The 14,458-nt window shown below is 29.7% G+C and carries 20 protein-coding genes; 12 read left to right on the plus strand and 8 right to left on the minus strand.

What is annotated here, in order from left to right:
• Nucleotides 1–20: 20 nt before the first annotated feature.
• The 3 genes from K292_RS0101330 to K292_RS0101340 all read left to right on the plus strand — a co-directional run bounded on the left by K292_RS0101330 (nucleotide 21) and on the right by K292_RS0101340 (nucleotide 1,277).
• Entirely contained in the window at nucleotides 21–437 is a 417-nt protein-coding gene (locus K292_RS0101330; protein ID WP_027398327.1) for a sulfurase, read from the plus strand.
• Between the two features lie 44 nt (nucleotides 438–481).
• Nucleotides 482–820 carry a C-GCAxxG-C-C family (seleno)protein gene (locus K292_RS0101335; RefSeq protein ID WP_027398328.1) on the plus strand — a complete coding sequence of 113 codons (339 nt, stop codon included), beginning with the start codon at nucleotides 482–484 and terminating at the stop codon, nucleotides 818–820.
• A gap of 88 nt (nucleotides 821–908) precedes the next feature.
• A complete protein-coding gene (locus K292_RS0101340) occupies nucleotides 909–1,277 on the plus strand; it encodes a NifB/NifX family molybdenum-iron cluster-binding protein (protein WP_027398329.1) in 369 nt (122 codons plus the stop codon).
• 116 nt (nucleotides 1,278–1,393) lie between these two features.
• Here K292_RS0101340 and K292_RS0101345 read toward each other — a convergent pair whose 3' ends face one another.
• From K292_RS0101345 to K292_RS0101375, 7 genes are all read right to left on the minus strand, one after another.
• Nucleotides 1,394–2,632: an iron-sulfur cluster carrier protein MrpORP gene (locus K292_RS0101345; RefSeq protein WP_027398330.1), complete on the minus strand. Its 1,239-nt coding sequence runs from the start codon at nucleotides 2,630–2,632 to the stop codon at nucleotides 1,394–1,396.
• Nucleotides 2,633–2,663: 31 nt separating this feature from the next.
• Nucleotides 2,664–3,485 (minus strand): MBL fold metallo-hydrolase, encoded by an 822-nt coding sequence (locus K292_RS0101350; protein ID WP_027398331.1) that lies wholly within the window; start codon nucleotides 3,483–3,485, stop codon nucleotides 2,664–2,666.
• Nucleotides 3,486–3,503: 18 nt separating this feature from the next.
• Complete coding sequence (locus tag K292_RS0101355; protein ID WP_027398332.1) at nucleotides 3,504–4,367, minus strand: ATP-binding protein; 864 nt, start codon at nucleotides 4,365–4,367, stop codon at nucleotides 3,504–3,506.
• A complete protein-coding gene (locus tag K292_RS0101360; RefSeq protein ID WP_027398333.1) occupies nucleotides 4,345–5,202 on the minus strand; it encodes a nucleotide-binding protein in 858 nt (285 codons plus the stop codon). Before K292_RS0101360 ends, K292_RS0101355 begins: the two co-directional genes overlap by 23 nt.
• Nucleotides 5,203–5,219: 17 nt before the next feature.
• A complete protein-coding gene (locus K292_RS0101365; protein WP_027398334.1) occupies nucleotides 5,220–5,576 on the minus strand; it encodes a NifB/NifX family molybdenum-iron cluster-binding protein in 357 nt (118 codons plus the stop codon).
• 121 nt (nucleotides 5,577–5,697) lie between these two features.
• Nucleotides 5,698–6,063 carry a DUF134 domain-containing protein gene (locus K292_RS0101370; RefSeq protein WP_027398335.1) on the minus strand — a complete coding sequence of 122 codons (366 nt, stop codon included), beginning with the start codon at nucleotides 6,061–6,063 and terminating at the stop codon, nucleotides 5,698–5,700.
• Between the two features lie 60 nt (nucleotides 6,064–6,123).
• Nucleotides 6,124–6,381 carry a DUF5320 domain-containing protein gene (locus K292_RS0101375; protein ID WP_027398336.1) on the minus strand — a complete coding sequence of 86 codons (258 nt, stop codon included), beginning with the start codon at nucleotides 6,379–6,381 and terminating at the stop codon, nucleotides 6,124–6,126.
• A gap of 215 nt (nucleotides 6,382–6,596) precedes the next feature.
• Between K292_RS0101375 and K292_RS0101380 the strand changes: the two genes are divergently transcribed.
• The 5 genes from K292_RS0101380 (at nucleotide 6,597) to K292_RS0101400 (ending at nucleotide 9,699) form a co-directional block, all read left to right on the plus strand.
• Nucleotides 6,597–6,992, plus strand: a complete 396-nt coding sequence (locus K292_RS0101380) for a metal-dependent transcriptional regulator (protein ID WP_027398337.1) — start codon at nucleotides 6,597–6,599, stop codon at nucleotides 6,990–6,992.
• A gap of 38 nt (nucleotides 6,993–7,030) precedes the next feature.
• The gene (locus K292_RS0101385; RefSeq protein WP_027398338.1) at nucleotides 7,031–7,450 is read left to right on the plus strand and encodes an iron-sulfur cluster assembly scaffold protein; all 420 of its coding nucleotides are present in this window, start codon (nucleotides 7,031–7,033) and stop codon (nucleotides 7,448–7,450) included.
• A 105-nt stretch (nucleotides 7,451–7,555) separates the two neighbouring features.
• On the plus strand, nucleotides 7,556–8,179 hold the full coding sequence (locus K292_RS0101390; RefSeq protein WP_027398339.1) for a DUF1847 domain-containing protein: 624 nt from the start codon (nucleotides 7,556–7,558) through the stop codon (nucleotides 8,177–8,179).
• A gap of 38 nt (nucleotides 8,180–8,217) precedes the next feature.
• Nucleotides 8,218–8,931 (plus strand): DUF169 domain-containing protein, encoded by a 714-nt coding sequence (locus K292_RS0101395; RefSeq protein ID WP_027398340.1) that lies wholly within the window; start codon nucleotides 8,218–8,220, stop codon nucleotides 8,929–8,931.
• 132 nt (nucleotides 8,932–9,063) lie between these two features.
• On the plus strand, nucleotides 9,064–9,699 hold the full coding sequence (locus K292_RS0101400) for a GntR family transcriptional regulator (protein WP_027398341.1): 636 nt from the start codon (nucleotides 9,064–9,066) through the stop codon (nucleotides 9,697–9,699).
• Between the two features lie 29 nt (nucleotides 9,700–9,728).
• On the opposite strand, the gene K292_RS0101405 is transcribed toward K292_RS0101400, so the two are convergent.
• The gene (locus K292_RS0101405; protein WP_027398342.1) at nucleotides 9,729–10,217 is read right to left on the minus strand and encodes a DUF134 domain-containing protein; all 489 of its coding nucleotides are present in this window, start codon (nucleotides 10,215–10,217) and stop codon (nucleotides 9,729–9,731) included.
• A 204-nt stretch (nucleotides 10,218–10,421) separates the two neighbouring features.
• Between K292_RS0101405 and K292_RS15520 the strand changes: the two genes are divergently transcribed.
• The 4 genes from K292_RS15520 (at nucleotide 10,422) to K292_RS0101425 (ending at nucleotide 14,420) form a co-directional block, all read left to right on the plus strand.
• The gene (locus tag K292_RS15520) at nucleotides 10,422–11,651 is read left to right on the plus strand and encodes a catalase (protein WP_037372115.1); all 1,230 of its coding nucleotides are present in this window, start codon (nucleotides 10,422–10,424) and stop codon (nucleotides 11,649–11,651) included.
• 126 nt (nucleotides 11,652–11,777) lie between these two features.
• A complete protein-coding gene (locus tag K292_RS0101415) occupies nucleotides 11,778–12,401 on the plus strand; it encodes a DUF47 domain-containing protein (RefSeq protein ID WP_027398343.1) in 624 nt (207 codons plus the stop codon).
• A complete protein-coding gene (locus K292_RS0101420; protein ID WP_027398344.1) occupies nucleotides 12,394–13,386 on the plus strand; it encodes an inorganic phosphate transporter in 993 nt (330 codons plus the stop codon). The genes K292_RS0101415 and K292_RS0101420 overlap by 8 nt, the downstream gene beginning before the upstream one ends.
• 23 nt (nucleotides 13,387–13,409) lie before the next feature.
• Entirely contained in the window at nucleotides 13,410–14,420 is a 1,011-nt protein-coding gene (locus K292_RS0101425; RefSeq protein ID WP_027398345.1) for a deoxyguanosinetriphosphate triphosphohydrolase, read from the plus strand.
• Nucleotides 14,421–14,458: the final 38 nt, after the last annotated feature.

The raw sequence follows: 14,458 nt of genomic DNA on the forward strand, positions 1-14,458 counted from the left end.
ATAGAAGTAAGGAAAAAGTTATGGCAGAAATTTTATCAATTAATATTAGTTTGGAAAAAGGAACTGAAAAAGAAAGCGTTCAAAGTATCAAGGTACTTGAGAATTGGGGATTAGAAGGTGATGCACATGCAGATGAAACAAGTCGTCAAATAAGTATTTTCCCTATAGAAGCTATAAAGAAGGTTCCCGCTGACAAAATGGATGAAGTATTAAATGGAGGGTATACAGAAAATATTACTATATCAGGTATCCCACTTGAAAAATTAAATATTGGTACTGTTGTTAAGCTAGGAGATGAAGTCGAGGTTGAAATTTATCATATAGGAAAAGATCAATTTAAAGAAAAAGGAAGACCGTATATAGTCAGTAGAGAAGGCAGATTCGGCAAAGTTATTAAAGGCGGCAGTATAAAAATAGGAGATACAGTAAAAGTTTAATTTATAACAGTATAAAAGTTATATATAAAAACCAGGAGGTAATAATGCCTATAAAAAAAGCAATAAATCATTTTCTTGGAAAAAATGGGCATAAACGTATGAATTGTGCGCAAGCTGTTATAAATGCATTTAAAGAAAAATATGATATTGACGATGATACGGTTAAACTGTTTCGACTGTATGGTAGTGGAAGAGCTCCGGAAGGAATTTGCGGAGCTTATTTTGCTGCTAGATTTGCCCTTGAAAAAAAGAATCCGGAAAAATTGAAGGATTTTGAAAAATATTTTATAGATCAAGCAGGTTCCATAAAATGTCATGAGATTAGATCAAATAGAAAATTATCATGTTTAGGTTGTGTAGAAAAAAGTGCAGAATATTTATAAATAATAGTATTGCAAAAAATAATTTACTTACTTAAAAGAAAGGAGCAGATTGATGTATTTAAGTTGTAAATACATTATATAAGAAATTATGAAAATAGCTGTAAGTACGAATGGAAATTCTTTAAAAAGTCAGGTATCAGAAAAATTGGAATCATGTAAGTATTTATTAATAGTTAATATGGATGATTTAAGTTTTGTTTCAATAGAAAATTCGGATGATAATACCGGAGAAAAATTAGCAAATGAGGTTTTAAAATATGATTGCGAGGCCATTATTACAGGAGAATTAAAACCTTCGGAATTTGATATATTGGCAGATGCTTGTGTAACAAGATATATAGGGGTCGGATATAGCGCAGATACTGCCCTTGATTTAATGGATAAAAGGATATTGAAATTAATTAGAAATTATGAAGGTACAGATGAATGTGATGGAAGTCATCATCATGTTCACTAGAAACATATAGAAAAAAGAGAATTTAAAAAAATTATAATTATATATATAAATTTAAAAATTCCTTATTGCTGTATTTTGCAATAAGGAATTTTTATTAAAAGTTATAAAAAACATTTTTAGTGATTGCCACATTCATCACTATGCATATGATCGTGACAAACGCTGCCTGTACTTTTTAGATTTCCTTTTAAGTATTCATTAACTACTGCTTCAGCATCTCCTGATGCACCTGTAATAACTTCAATACCTTTTTCATTAAAGATATCTATTGCACCTCCGCCCATACCACCGGAAATTATAACCTTTACTCCCATATCATTTAAGAAATTTGGTAAAAATCCTGGTTTATGTCCTGGGTTAGCAACAGATTCTTTGTTTACGATTTGATCATTTTCTGTTTCAAATATGATAAAACTTTCACAATGACCAAAATGCTCTGTAACCATTTTACCTTCACTTGCAACTGCTATTTTCATTTTAATACCTCCATTTTCTTCTTTTATATTATCTTTTTTATTGTTTTCCATGTTTTCTAAAATACTAATAGTTTTATCTAATAAATCACCGCCTTCAAATTCTTCAATTGTACCGTCATCACAGGCTTTTGCTATATTTGGATTAAGAGGTAGTTTAGCAAGTACATCTATATTATATTCGTGGGCTATTTTTTGTATATTACTTTCACCAAATATTTTTATTTCCTTGTGACAATCAGGACATTCTAAATATGACATATTCTCAATGACACCAATAACAGGGACTTTCATCATTTCTGCCATTTTGACAGCTTTAGAAACTATCATAGAAACTAATTCCTGAGGTGAAGTTACAATAATAATGCCATCAATAGGGATAGATTGGAAAACTGTTAGTGGAACATCGCCTGTACCAGGAGGCATATCTATAAACATATAATCAACATTACCCCAGATTACATCTGTCCAAAATTGTTTTACTACTCCTGATATCACAGGGCCTCTCCATACTACAGGGTCAGTATCATTTTCTAAAATTAAATTAACTGACATTATATCAATACCGGTAGTACTTTTAACAGGGAATATTCCCATTTCACTTGCTTCGGATTTTTTCTTAAGTCCAAAAGCTTTAGGAATAGAAGGACCTGTTACATCAGCATCTAAAATGGCAGTTTTATGATTTTTTCTGTTCATAGAAACAGCCAGCATAGATGTTACAGAGGATTTGCCAACTCCACCTTTACCGCTTACAATACCTATTACTTTTTTTACTTCACTTAAATAATGAGGCTTCTCTAAAAGACTCTCTGGATTTTGTTTCCTTTCACTGCAATCTTCATTGCATGTATTACAATTGTTGCTGCAATTTTCGCTCATGATTTTCTCCTTTGTTAATTAAAATATTTTTTTATATTTCAACTACACTGCCAGTAGCTAAATATTGAATTTTATCTTCCATTATTTCTTTTAATTGCTTAAATGCTTCCGGTCCAGTACAATGTCCAGTATAATAATTTGCTTTTGTTTCATTTAAAATCTTTGCAATCTGATTTACCGTTTTTGGATCTTCACTTTGTTTTGCACTGTAATTATACAAATGAAATCCACCAATTATATAGTCTGCAGGACTTGAGCATATTTTATTAAAATGATTTATAATATTCACTATTCCGTTATGTGCACAGCCGGCAATTAAAATGATTTTACTATTATTCTTTATGATAAGATTTTGTTCATGTTCAAAGGTATCTTCAATATATTTATCTCGTGATTTTGTTAAGAGAACTTTATTACAAGATGAGAAAAATTCTCTACCTTTTACATTAGAAAAAAGTTCTAATTCATCATCAATATATAAATAATCTTTAGTATATATTATTCTGTTGTTTGACTTTAAAGAATCATCAATGCCAATATATGAAATGCCATTATTTCTATTGGAAAAATGTCCTTCAAAAGCTTTATTATGAATATATATTTTAGCCTTTGAATTATTTTGTAAAAATGCATTTAAACCACCGCCATGATCATAATGACCATGTGAAATTATTACTAAATCTACATTTTTAATATCAACATTCATTTTTTTTGCATTTTCTAAAAATAAATCACTTGCACCTAAATCGAATAATATTTTATGTTTTTTCGTTTCAATATATAAACTAAAACCATGTTCATTTCTATATTCAGGAGAGACAGACGTATCTTCAACTAATGTTTTTATTATCATAATTTGTCTCCTTTAAATTTAATTAAAAAGTATATCCATTGTTTTTTTATAAACTTCTTTTGCTGAAATACCTGCTTCACAATCAATTTCTACAATACTTTTTCCACTGTTAATTGCAGTAACTGCCTTTTTATCAAAAGGAATTTTTCCAACAAAAGGGATATTGCTATTTTTACAATATTCTATAATTCTATCAGTATTAGACTGATTTGTATTATATTTGTTTATGCAGACAGCAATTTTAGTATGAAATTTTTGTGCCGTTGTTATAATTCGTTCCATATCATTAATTCCTGAAATAGAAGGCTCGGCAACTATTAATACCATGTCAACACCACTAAGAGATGCTATTACAGGACAACCTATTCCAGGTGAGCCATCAATTACAGCTAAGTCTGATTTCACTGTTACTGAATTCATCTGTTTTTTTACTTCGGTAACTAATTTACCTGAAGTGCCGCTTCCCATTTTAAGTTTAGCAGTGGAAAATGCTTTGTCTATATCAGAATATAGTATTAAATCACCGGCTTTAGCAGGTATTAATGTTATAGCTTTAGTAGGGCAGAGTTTTTCGCAAACACCACAGCCTTCGCAAGCATACCAATCAACCTGATAATCCTTAATATTTTCAATAGCATCAAATTTGCAATTTTCTTTGCATAAGCCACATTTGATACATTTATTTGAATCAATAACTGCCTTGGGAAGTCCAAAATAGTTTGTATATTTAGGATCAGACATTCCAGATGTCAGTAAATGTAAATTAGGTGCATCTACATCACAATCTGCAAAAACTTTTGCATTTGAAAGCTTTATAAAGGAAGTTGCCACAGTAGTTTTACCTGTGCCGCCTTTACCGCTAAGAATCAGTAATTGTTTCATTTGGCACCTCCTTAATAATTTTCGCAAGCAGAGTTTTAAATAAATCTTTATATTTTGAATTTTCTCTTGCACAAATTAATGCATTAGAGTTTAAAGTGCCTAAATCATTATCATAAGGTATCTTTTCTAAAATTTTAATGTCATTCTTTATACAAAATTCTTCAGCAGGATTTGGTACATCAAGACATTTATTCAAAATAACTCCATAGGGTTTTTTAAATAAATTTACAAGTTCATATACCATGCTAAGATTGTGTACTCCAAATATTGTAGGTTCAGCTACTAATACGCAAAAATCAGCATCTTTGATACTTTCCATTACAATACAAGCACTTCCGGGAGGGCAGTCAATAATAGTTAATTCATTACTGTTTTTTGTATCCTCTAATAATGATTTTATAATAGGTACTCCCGTTGCTTCCCCGGTATTTAATATCCCCGTGTAAACAGATACATTATCAGATATTCCTTTTTCTATTTTACCAATTATTTTTTCTTTTTCTGACAAAGCTTTAGTAGGGCAAAACAATATGCATCCACCACAAGAATGACAAACTTCTTCAAATACAATTACCTTATTAAGAATATAAGCAAGTGCATTAAATTTACAAAAATCCACACAATTACGGCAGCCATTGCAAATAGCAGAATCAACAGAGGGGATACAAACAGAAACATTTTTTGTTTGTATATTATTTGGTTTAAAAAAAAGGTGTCCGTTTGGTTCTTCAACATCACAATCTACATATATTGATTTTTTAGAAGACGCTGCTAAATTTACAGATACAAATGTTTTACCTGTGCCGCCTTTGCCACTTAGTACAGCTATTTTCATATTATTTTCTCCTTGGATTAATTATGAAATCCTTCATGTATATCTTCAAGAGAAGATAAATTGTTTTCTAAAAAAGAATTAATATTATCGTCTACAGAGTCGTTCTTTGTTTTATATATTTTTATATTTGCAGCTTTTAGTACTTCTGCTGCATTATCACCGCATCTAGGTGTTATTATAGCATTTATATCATTATCTACAAGTACTTGTGAAGTTTTAATTCCTGCACCTCCCTGGCTGGCAGCAGCACTGTTATTAAGATAAGTCTTTTCTTTTGAATCAGTATCATAAATTAGAAAATAGGGAGTACGTCCAAAGGATATACATACTTTAGTTTCTTCATTGTTTTCATCTACTGGAATTGCGATTTTCATAATTTCCTCCTTAGTTATATATGTTATATTATATTTTATTAAATGGAATATAAATATTGAGATATTTATTTACATTTTAATACTAAATAATTGTGGATTTTAAATAAGACAAATTATTTTACTAATATTTTGTCTTATTTTTTCCAAATCTATGCCTGTTACATTGTTCACAGTCATAATTTTGTCCACATTCGCTGCATAATTTGTAACATCCTCCTTCAATTTTTAGTAAATTTCCATTAACTAAAGTTTGAGAGAGCTTTTTACGAGCATTATTATAAATTCTTTGTATAGTTGTACGTGCTACATTCATTCTTTCGGCACATTCTTCTTGTGTCAGACCTTCAAAATCAATTAAACGTATTGTTTCATACTCTTCCACGGTCATTAAAATAATTTCCGTATCTATATTATTTACATTAAGAGGTCCAAATAAATTTTTTTGAGGCAAGCAACATACTTTCCTGTATTTTTTAGGTCTAGGCATAATTTTATTCCTTTATATATTAATACATATAACAGTGGTGCACCACTGTTATATGATTTTTTAAGAAATACTATCTAATTGATCTTTAATAAAATTTAGTCTGTTTTCTAAAAGCTCTTTTTGTTCAGAGAGCAATTCTTTTTGTGTTTTAGGTGAATTTGAATTAAATCTGTAATTTTGTCTGCACCCATTACGCAAGCCTAATCCAAGACCAAATCCACAACCATTTCTAAAAGTATTAACTCCAGTGCAAAAACCAAAACCTTTGCCTGTCATTGATCCAAGTCCTGTTGGTCCACTTCCATCTCTTCTTGGCATAATATCACCTCCTTGACAATATTGACATATGTCCATTACAGTTATAGTATATCCATTTTAAGCATATGTCAATAACTATTTGGAAAATAATTTTATTTTTTATTGACATATGCTCATAACCTAATTAATATATAAATATAAAGATATGTTAATTTACTTATGAAATGTTTAGTTAGAGAATATAATTAAACGTATGCGCAGGAGAGCTATTTAATATGAAAAAAATAACTCAGTCAAAAGAAGATTATTTAAGAGTTTTACTTGAACTGTCTGAACATAGTGATAGTATACATTCAATGGATCTTGCTTGTGCACTTGGCTTATCAAAAGCAAGTATAAGCAGAATGATGAACGTTTTAAAAGATGCAGGTTATGTCATGAAAGAAAAATATGGTACAATTACTTTGACAGAAAGTGGTCGGAATATTGCTGTTAGTACTATGAAAAAGCGTAATTTGCTAAAACATTATCTTATAAACGTTTTAGGTGTAACACCTGAAATTGCAGAGTTAGATTCTTGCAGAATGGAACATGTAATTAGTAAAGAAACCGAAGAAAAGTTGGCAAAGCATTTAAATGATGAAAAATATTTGAATGTAAATAAAAAATAGATTATATTTTGTAACTAATTTTAAAGAGGTATGATGTTATGTCTTATGGTTCTTTTACAGATAAGGCTATTGACCATTTTAAGTTTCCTAGAAATGTTGGTAAATTAGATGATTTTAACGGAGAAGGATATGCGGGAGATCCAGAATGTGGTGATTATATAAAGATATATATAAAAGTTGATAATAATATAATAGTTGATATCGGTTTTTTAGTATTTGGATGTGTAGGTGCTATAGCAACAAGCAGTATAACTACAGAACTTGTAAAGGGGAAAACTTTAGAAGAAGCATTGAATATATCGGATATGGATGTTATAGAGTCGCTCGGGGGTTTACCTGAAAATAAAATACATTGTTCTTTATTAGGACCATCAGGATTAAAATCTGCAATAAAAAATTATTATGATAAAATATCAGATTTAAAAAAATGTTTAATTGAGAATAAAGTTAATTTTTAGCTGCCTAAAAATTTATATGAAAACATTTAATTTCCTATTTATTTTAATATAAATAAGAGAAATAAAAATAAAGATAAAAGTAAATGAAATAATGAGGTGAAAAAAATGTATACATGTGCTATGTGTAAAGTACATAATTGCCGAACAGGACAATTGGATAATGCTCCTAAAAACTGCCCATGTAATGATGAAAAAGAAAAGCAAAATGTAAAAGAATTATATCTTAAAGATGAAAATTATATATTAGCATATAATTCCGCAAAAACTGAGGCAGAAGGATATTGTAAAAAAACAAGACTTGAAGAAACTATAGAATTTGCAAATAAGTGTAATTTTAAAAAGTTAGGTATTGCGTTTTGCATAGGATTGAGTAAGGAAGCAAAAATTTTATGTGATATTTTAAAATATCACAATTTTGAGGTAAATTCTATTATATGTAAAAATGGAAGTATACCTAAAGAATTTTTAGGTATAAAAGATGAAGAAAAAATAAAACCAGGTACTTATGAACCAATGTGCAATCCTATAGGACAGGCAGAGTTTTTGAATAAAGCAAAAACAGACTTTAATATAGTTTTAGGGTTATGCGTAGGTCATGATTCTTTATTTATAAAACATTGCAATGCACCGGTGACTGTTTTTGCAGTTAAAGATAGAGTTCTTGCGCATAACCCGTTAGGGGCTCTTTATCTATCGGATAGCTATTATAAAAATGTATTATATAAATAAAAATATATTAAATTTTTAAATTTATGGAGGATAAGATTATGTTAGATTACAAATTATTATCACAAAGACTATATAAAGTATTAGGCATGAAGAATGAGGCAGTTGGAATTAAGCTTCTTAAGAATAATGAAGTAATAGAAGGATATGATAAAGAGAAAAAATTTACTTTTTGTCAGTTTATTATGAAGGCAAGGGAGGGAAATAAGCTTCTTGCAGATTCTGAAAACATAGCATGTGCAAACGGATGTTCAGCTTTAGGTTTTATTCCTGTACCAGAAAAACTCCTTAGTGGCGAATTTTTATCAAATTTAGGTAATTTTGAAAAGGAAGGGGCAAAAGTTACAATGGAGCAAATGCCTCGATTTAAACAAAATGAGTTTACAGGTATTGCTTTATCTCCTTTATCAAAAGTAGATTTTAATCCGGATATTATTGTATTGGAAACAGTTCCAGAACATCTTATGTGGTTAAGTTTAGCTGCGATTTATAAAGAAGGTGGCAGATTAAATTTTAGCTCAAGTATTTCAAATGGTACTTGTGTAGACATGACTGTAGTACCTTATCAAACTAAAAAACTTAATGTTAGTCTAGGATGTTATGGATGTAGAAATGCCACTAGTATACCTGATGAACATTTACTTGCAGGATTCCCGGGAGAACAACTGGAAGGTATTATAGATTCTCTTGAAAAAATAAGCGAAAAGGCTATGCCAAGAACAAGAGAAAAAAGAGCATATGCACGTCTTAAATAATTAATATACAAGAGTATAATACCTGTAAATTATAATAACTGCAAATAATTATTATCATTTATAAAATAATATAGGCGTTTTTCTATAAATATGATATATTTGTAGTTAGTATATACAAACAGGAGAAAATAAATGAAAACTAATTTAAAAATTACAAGTCCCAGATATCAGCAGATTGCTGCGGATATAGCTGCTAAGATTGCTGAAGGCAAATATAATACCGGAGATAAAATTTATGCTAGATCATCTATTGCTAGTCAATATGGAGTATCATCTGAAACGGCACGGAGAGCTATATGTGTTTTGTCAGATTTGGATATTGTAGATACTACAAAAGGCAGTGGTGTAATTATAAAATCGTATGATAATGCAATTAAATTTATAAAGCAATATGATGATATTAAAACTATAAATAATTTAAAAGGTGAACTTATTGAAAGTGTGGAGAGGCAAAAAAGTGAGATGAAAATTTTTTCTAATTGTCTTTCTGAATTAATTGATAAAACCGATAGATTTAGGTCTATTAATCCTTTTGTTCCTTTTCAGATAGAAGTAACTTGTGAAACACCTTTTATTAATAAATCAGCAGCAGATGTGAATTTTTGGCATAATACTTCTGCCACAATAATTGCGATAAAAAGAAGAAATTCTTTGTTAATGTCGCCTGGACCATATGCAGTTTTTTATGAAAAAGATATATTTTATTTTGTAGGTGATGAAGATTGTTCAGAAAGAGTAAGAAATTTTTTATACCCTATTAAAGTATAAATTATAGAAACACTTAATTATTAAATAAATTAAGTGTTTTCTTTTTTTATATTATTTCCATGTCTCCAACAATTTTTTTTGCAGAATTTTCCCTTACAAGTCTGACTGCATGTAATATTTAATGAGCCGCAAGATGGGCAAGAATATTCTCCATTATTAATAGCTTCAAGATTTTCATAGCTTTCCAGCCACTCTTTTCCGCAGTTAGAACATCTAACAGAACAAATATTCCTTGTAAAATTGCCTCCCTCAATATGAATGATTTTTCCATTTATTAGGCTGTCAGCAATTTTTTCTCTTGCAGAAATTAAGATTCGCTGAAAAGTCGGACGTGATACTTCCATTTTTGCAGCACATTCTTCTTGCTCTAAACCTTCAAGATCTTTTAATCTTATGGCTTCTAATTCTTCCAATTTTAATATATTTCGTTGCACTGAGGGGATATCTTTATCAGAAGGAATGAAATAAGGTATTGTGGGTATATTTTCAATTTTTCTTAGTTTTGTTGGTCTTGCCAATAATATCAACTCCATTTTTATTATGATATTTTTATAATTATAGTTTATAGATATTTAATATACATGTCAACGGTGAGTTGAATAGTAAAAATTTGTAAATATATAAAAAAGTAAGTATTAAAGACATACCTTTGATTATTCTGTGTCTATTTTTATATATTTTCATATACTGAAAATATATTGATATAGAAAGGGCGGTAAAAAATGAAATTAGATATGCAACTGATAGAAGAGCTTGCTGATTTTAACCGTGAAAAAACACCTGAAAGAGTTATTTGTGCAAAAGGTACAGGAGCTCATGGGATTTTTAAATTATATATGCCTATGGGTGATTATACAAAGGCCAATTTTTTACAGGATATAGAAAAAGAGATTCCTGTTTTTGTTAGATTTTCAACGGCACTTGGATCTAAGGGAACAGCAGATACAAATAGAGATTTTAGAGGATTTGCTACTAGATTTTATACAGAAGAAGGAAATTATGACTTATTATGCAGCAGCATGCCTGTATTTTTTATAAGAGATCCAAATAAAATTGTTAAATTAATTCATTCATTAAAACCGTCGTATGATACTAATTTAATAAACAGAGAAGATTTTTGGAATTTTATTTCAGAAAATCCAGAAACAATTCAGATGCTGCTTTGGTTATTTTCAGATAAAGGTACTGTAAAAAGTTATAGACATATGGAAGGCTTTAGTGTTAATACTTATTTATGGATTTCCAAAACAGGAGATACTTACTTTGTAAGATATCATTGGATTCCTATGTCGGGCATAAAATGCATTACAAGACAAGAAAGTGAATTCTTAGCAGGTTTTGATCCTGACGTTGCAACAAGAGATTTATATGAATACTTTGAAAGAGGAGAAGAAGTAAGTTATGAACTTGCTGTTCAATTAATAAAAGCAAAGGATAAATATAAATATGATTTTGATATTTTAGATGTAACAAAGATATGGTCAGAAAAACTTGCCCCATCAGTTAAAATTGGTAAAATGATATTAAATAAACCACCAACTAATTATAAAAAAGAAGTTGAAGAAATTGCATTCAATCCATTAAATACAGTTCCCGGTATCGAACTTTCCGCAGATAAAATGCTTAATATGATGTCCTTTGCTTTTACAGATGCACAAAGACATAGATTAGGATCATTATCAGATAATCATATTGGAAGAATCAGCAGGGAATCAGAAAAACTTAGTGTTCTAGCTATAGACACTAAAGAAATCAATTACAAAGTTGATGATTTTACTCAGGCGGGTGATTTCTACCGTTCTTTAAAAGATATGGAAAAAAATCATTTAATTGAAAATATCTTAGATAATATTATGTTTGTTGAAGATAACATTCAAGAAAAAGTAGTTGGATATTTATCGAAGGCAGATGAAGAATTAGGTGCAATTGTTGCTATGGGGCTTAACTTTTAAAGTAAGCCCTTCATATATTCTTTATCATAATAACACTTTACTATTAGAAGAAGTCAATGTAAAATAGAATAGGATCTAGACAGAAATAACTATTATAATATATATAAATAAAGAGGTATAATTTAAATGATTGGCGTAAAGAAAAAGGAAGAGATATTTTTTGACTTGTTTTGTGAGGCATTCAGTAAAATTATGACAGCCGGAGATGCTTTTAATGATCTAGTAAAAAATTTTGTTGATGTGGAAAAAAAAGTATTAAATCTTAAGGAATTAGAAACAGAATGTGATGTACAAACACATAAAATTTTAAAAAATCTGAATGCATCTTTTATAACTCCATTTGACAGAGAAGATATTTATGATATTGCAAAAGAAATGGACAATATTGTAGATATTCTTGAAGAAATAGCAAACAGATTCATAGTTTTTGATGTAAAAAGTGTAAAGCAAGAAGCCTTGCAGATGACAGAACTAATAACTATTTGTTTAAGAGAATTAAAAATTTTGTTTGATAATCTCAAGTACATAAAAAAAAGTAAAATAATTATGGATCAAGTAATTGAAGTAAATAGGATAGAAAATGAAGGGGACTTGGTATATAGAGAAGCATTAACAGTATTATTTAGAACAGAAAAAGATCCTATTGAAATTATAAAGTGGAAACAGTTATTTGATCTTTTAGAGGATGCATTAGATGCGTGTGAAGGAGTAGCAAATATTATTGAAGGAGTGGTAATGAAGCATGCTTAGTACAGTTTTAATTTGTGTTATCATATTTTCATTAATATTTGAGTTTATTAATGGATTTCATGATACTGCAAATGCCATTGCTACTTCAGTTTATACAAGAGCATTGACAGCTAAAAATGCCATAATAATGGCGGCAGTAATGAATTTTATCGGAGCTTTGGTCAGTGAAAAAGTAGCACTGACTATTTCAAAAGGATTGGTAGATATAAAGCTTGAACAATATGTAATTTTAGCAGCATTGATAGGGGCTATCATTTGGAATCTAATTACTTGGATTCTTGGTATACCAAGCAGTTCATCACATGCTTTGATAGGTGGACTTCTAGGTGCAACAATTGTATTTACAGCATCAACAGAGCATGTAATTTGGACAGGCGTATTACATAAAGTAGTTATTCCTTTATTTTCTTCTCCAGTAGTCGGATTTCTTGTAGGATTTATTTTAATGACCACATTATTTAATATATTCCAGAACTGGTCACAAAATCATGTTAATAAAGTATTTCTGAAATTGCAGATTTTATCCGCAGCTTTAGTTGCGTATTCTCATGGTAATAATGATGCACAAAAAACAATGGGAATAATTACATTGGCTTTAATAAGCGGAGGAGTTTTAAATTCAACTTCTGGTGTTCCTCTTTGGGTTAAAATCTCATGTGCAATAACTATGGCACTTGGTACTTCAATTGGTGGATGGAAGATAATGAAAACAATGGGGAATAGTGTTACAAAACTTCAGCCGGCTAATGGGTTTGCAGCACAAACTGCGTCTGCATTAGTTATTGAAGCTGCTTCTTTTATAGGAGCACCTGTCAGTACGACTCAGGTTATAACTACATCTATAATGGGAGTTGGAAGTGCAAAACGATTTTCTGCAGTTAAGTGGGGAATAGCACAAAATATAGTAGTAGCATGGATTGTTACGTTACCTATTACTATGATATTAGGTGGTTTCATAGTATTTATATTTCAGTTGTTTATATAATAGATTTTATAGAGGATATAAAAATGATTTTAAGAGAAAACTTAGAACAACGTGAATATGAAATTCTTTCGCCGTTTGCTGCAAAATCGGCAGAAAGCAGAGGAAGAGAAATTTCAGAGGATAAATGTGAAGTAAGAACGGACTATCAAAGAGATAGAGATAGAATTGTACATTCAAAAGCATTTCGTAGACTTATGCATAAAACACAGGTTTTTCTAGCTCCAGAGGGAGATCATTTTAGAACAAGATTGACTCATACATTGGAGGTTTCACAAATAGCAAGGACAATTGCTAGGGCCTTGTCTTTAAACGAAGATTTAACAGAAGCAATTGCCATAGGTCATGATTTAGGCCATACTCCTTTTGGTCATAATGGAGAAACTTTTTTAAATGAGATTCATAAAGATGGATTTAAACATAATGTTCAGAGTCTCAGAGTAGTGGATATCCTTGAAAGCAATAAAGACAGGAGAGGCATGAATCTTACTTATGAAGTCAGAGATGGAATCTTAAATCATACAGGAACTGGGATTCCTGTTACATTAGAAGGTCAAATTGTCAAAATAAGTGACAGGATTGCTTACATTAATCATGATATTGACGATGCTTTAAGAAGCGGAGTTATTAAATCAGAGGATTTGCCAAAGGATTGTATTGAAAATCTTGGTAGCAACCATAGGCAGAGAATAGATACCCTAGTAAAGGATTTGATAATAAACAGTGATAATAAAGAATGTATTATTATGAGTAAAAACTGTTTGAAATATATGGATACATTAAGAGATTTTATGTTTGAAAATGTTTATCATAGTAAAATCGTTAAAAAGGATGAAGAGTTAGATAAAATACGAAATATGATTTATTCATTATATGAATATTATAAAAAAAATCCTAATAAATTACCTAAAGAAAGCAGAAAGATGATTGATGAATTTGGTATTGAAGAAGTTGTTAAAGATCAGATTGCAGGTATGAGCGATCGTTATGCAATAAAAATCTTTACACAATTATTTGTACCTAAAGGGTGGAAGTAGTAGTTTATATTTAATTAATAGTACAAAAAGATATTTCT

This window comes from Anaerovorax odorimutans DSM 5092, assembly GCF_000426305.1.
GTDB lineage: Bacteria > Bacillota > Clostridia > Peptostreptococcales > Anaerovoracaceae > Anaerovorax > Anaerovorax odorimutans.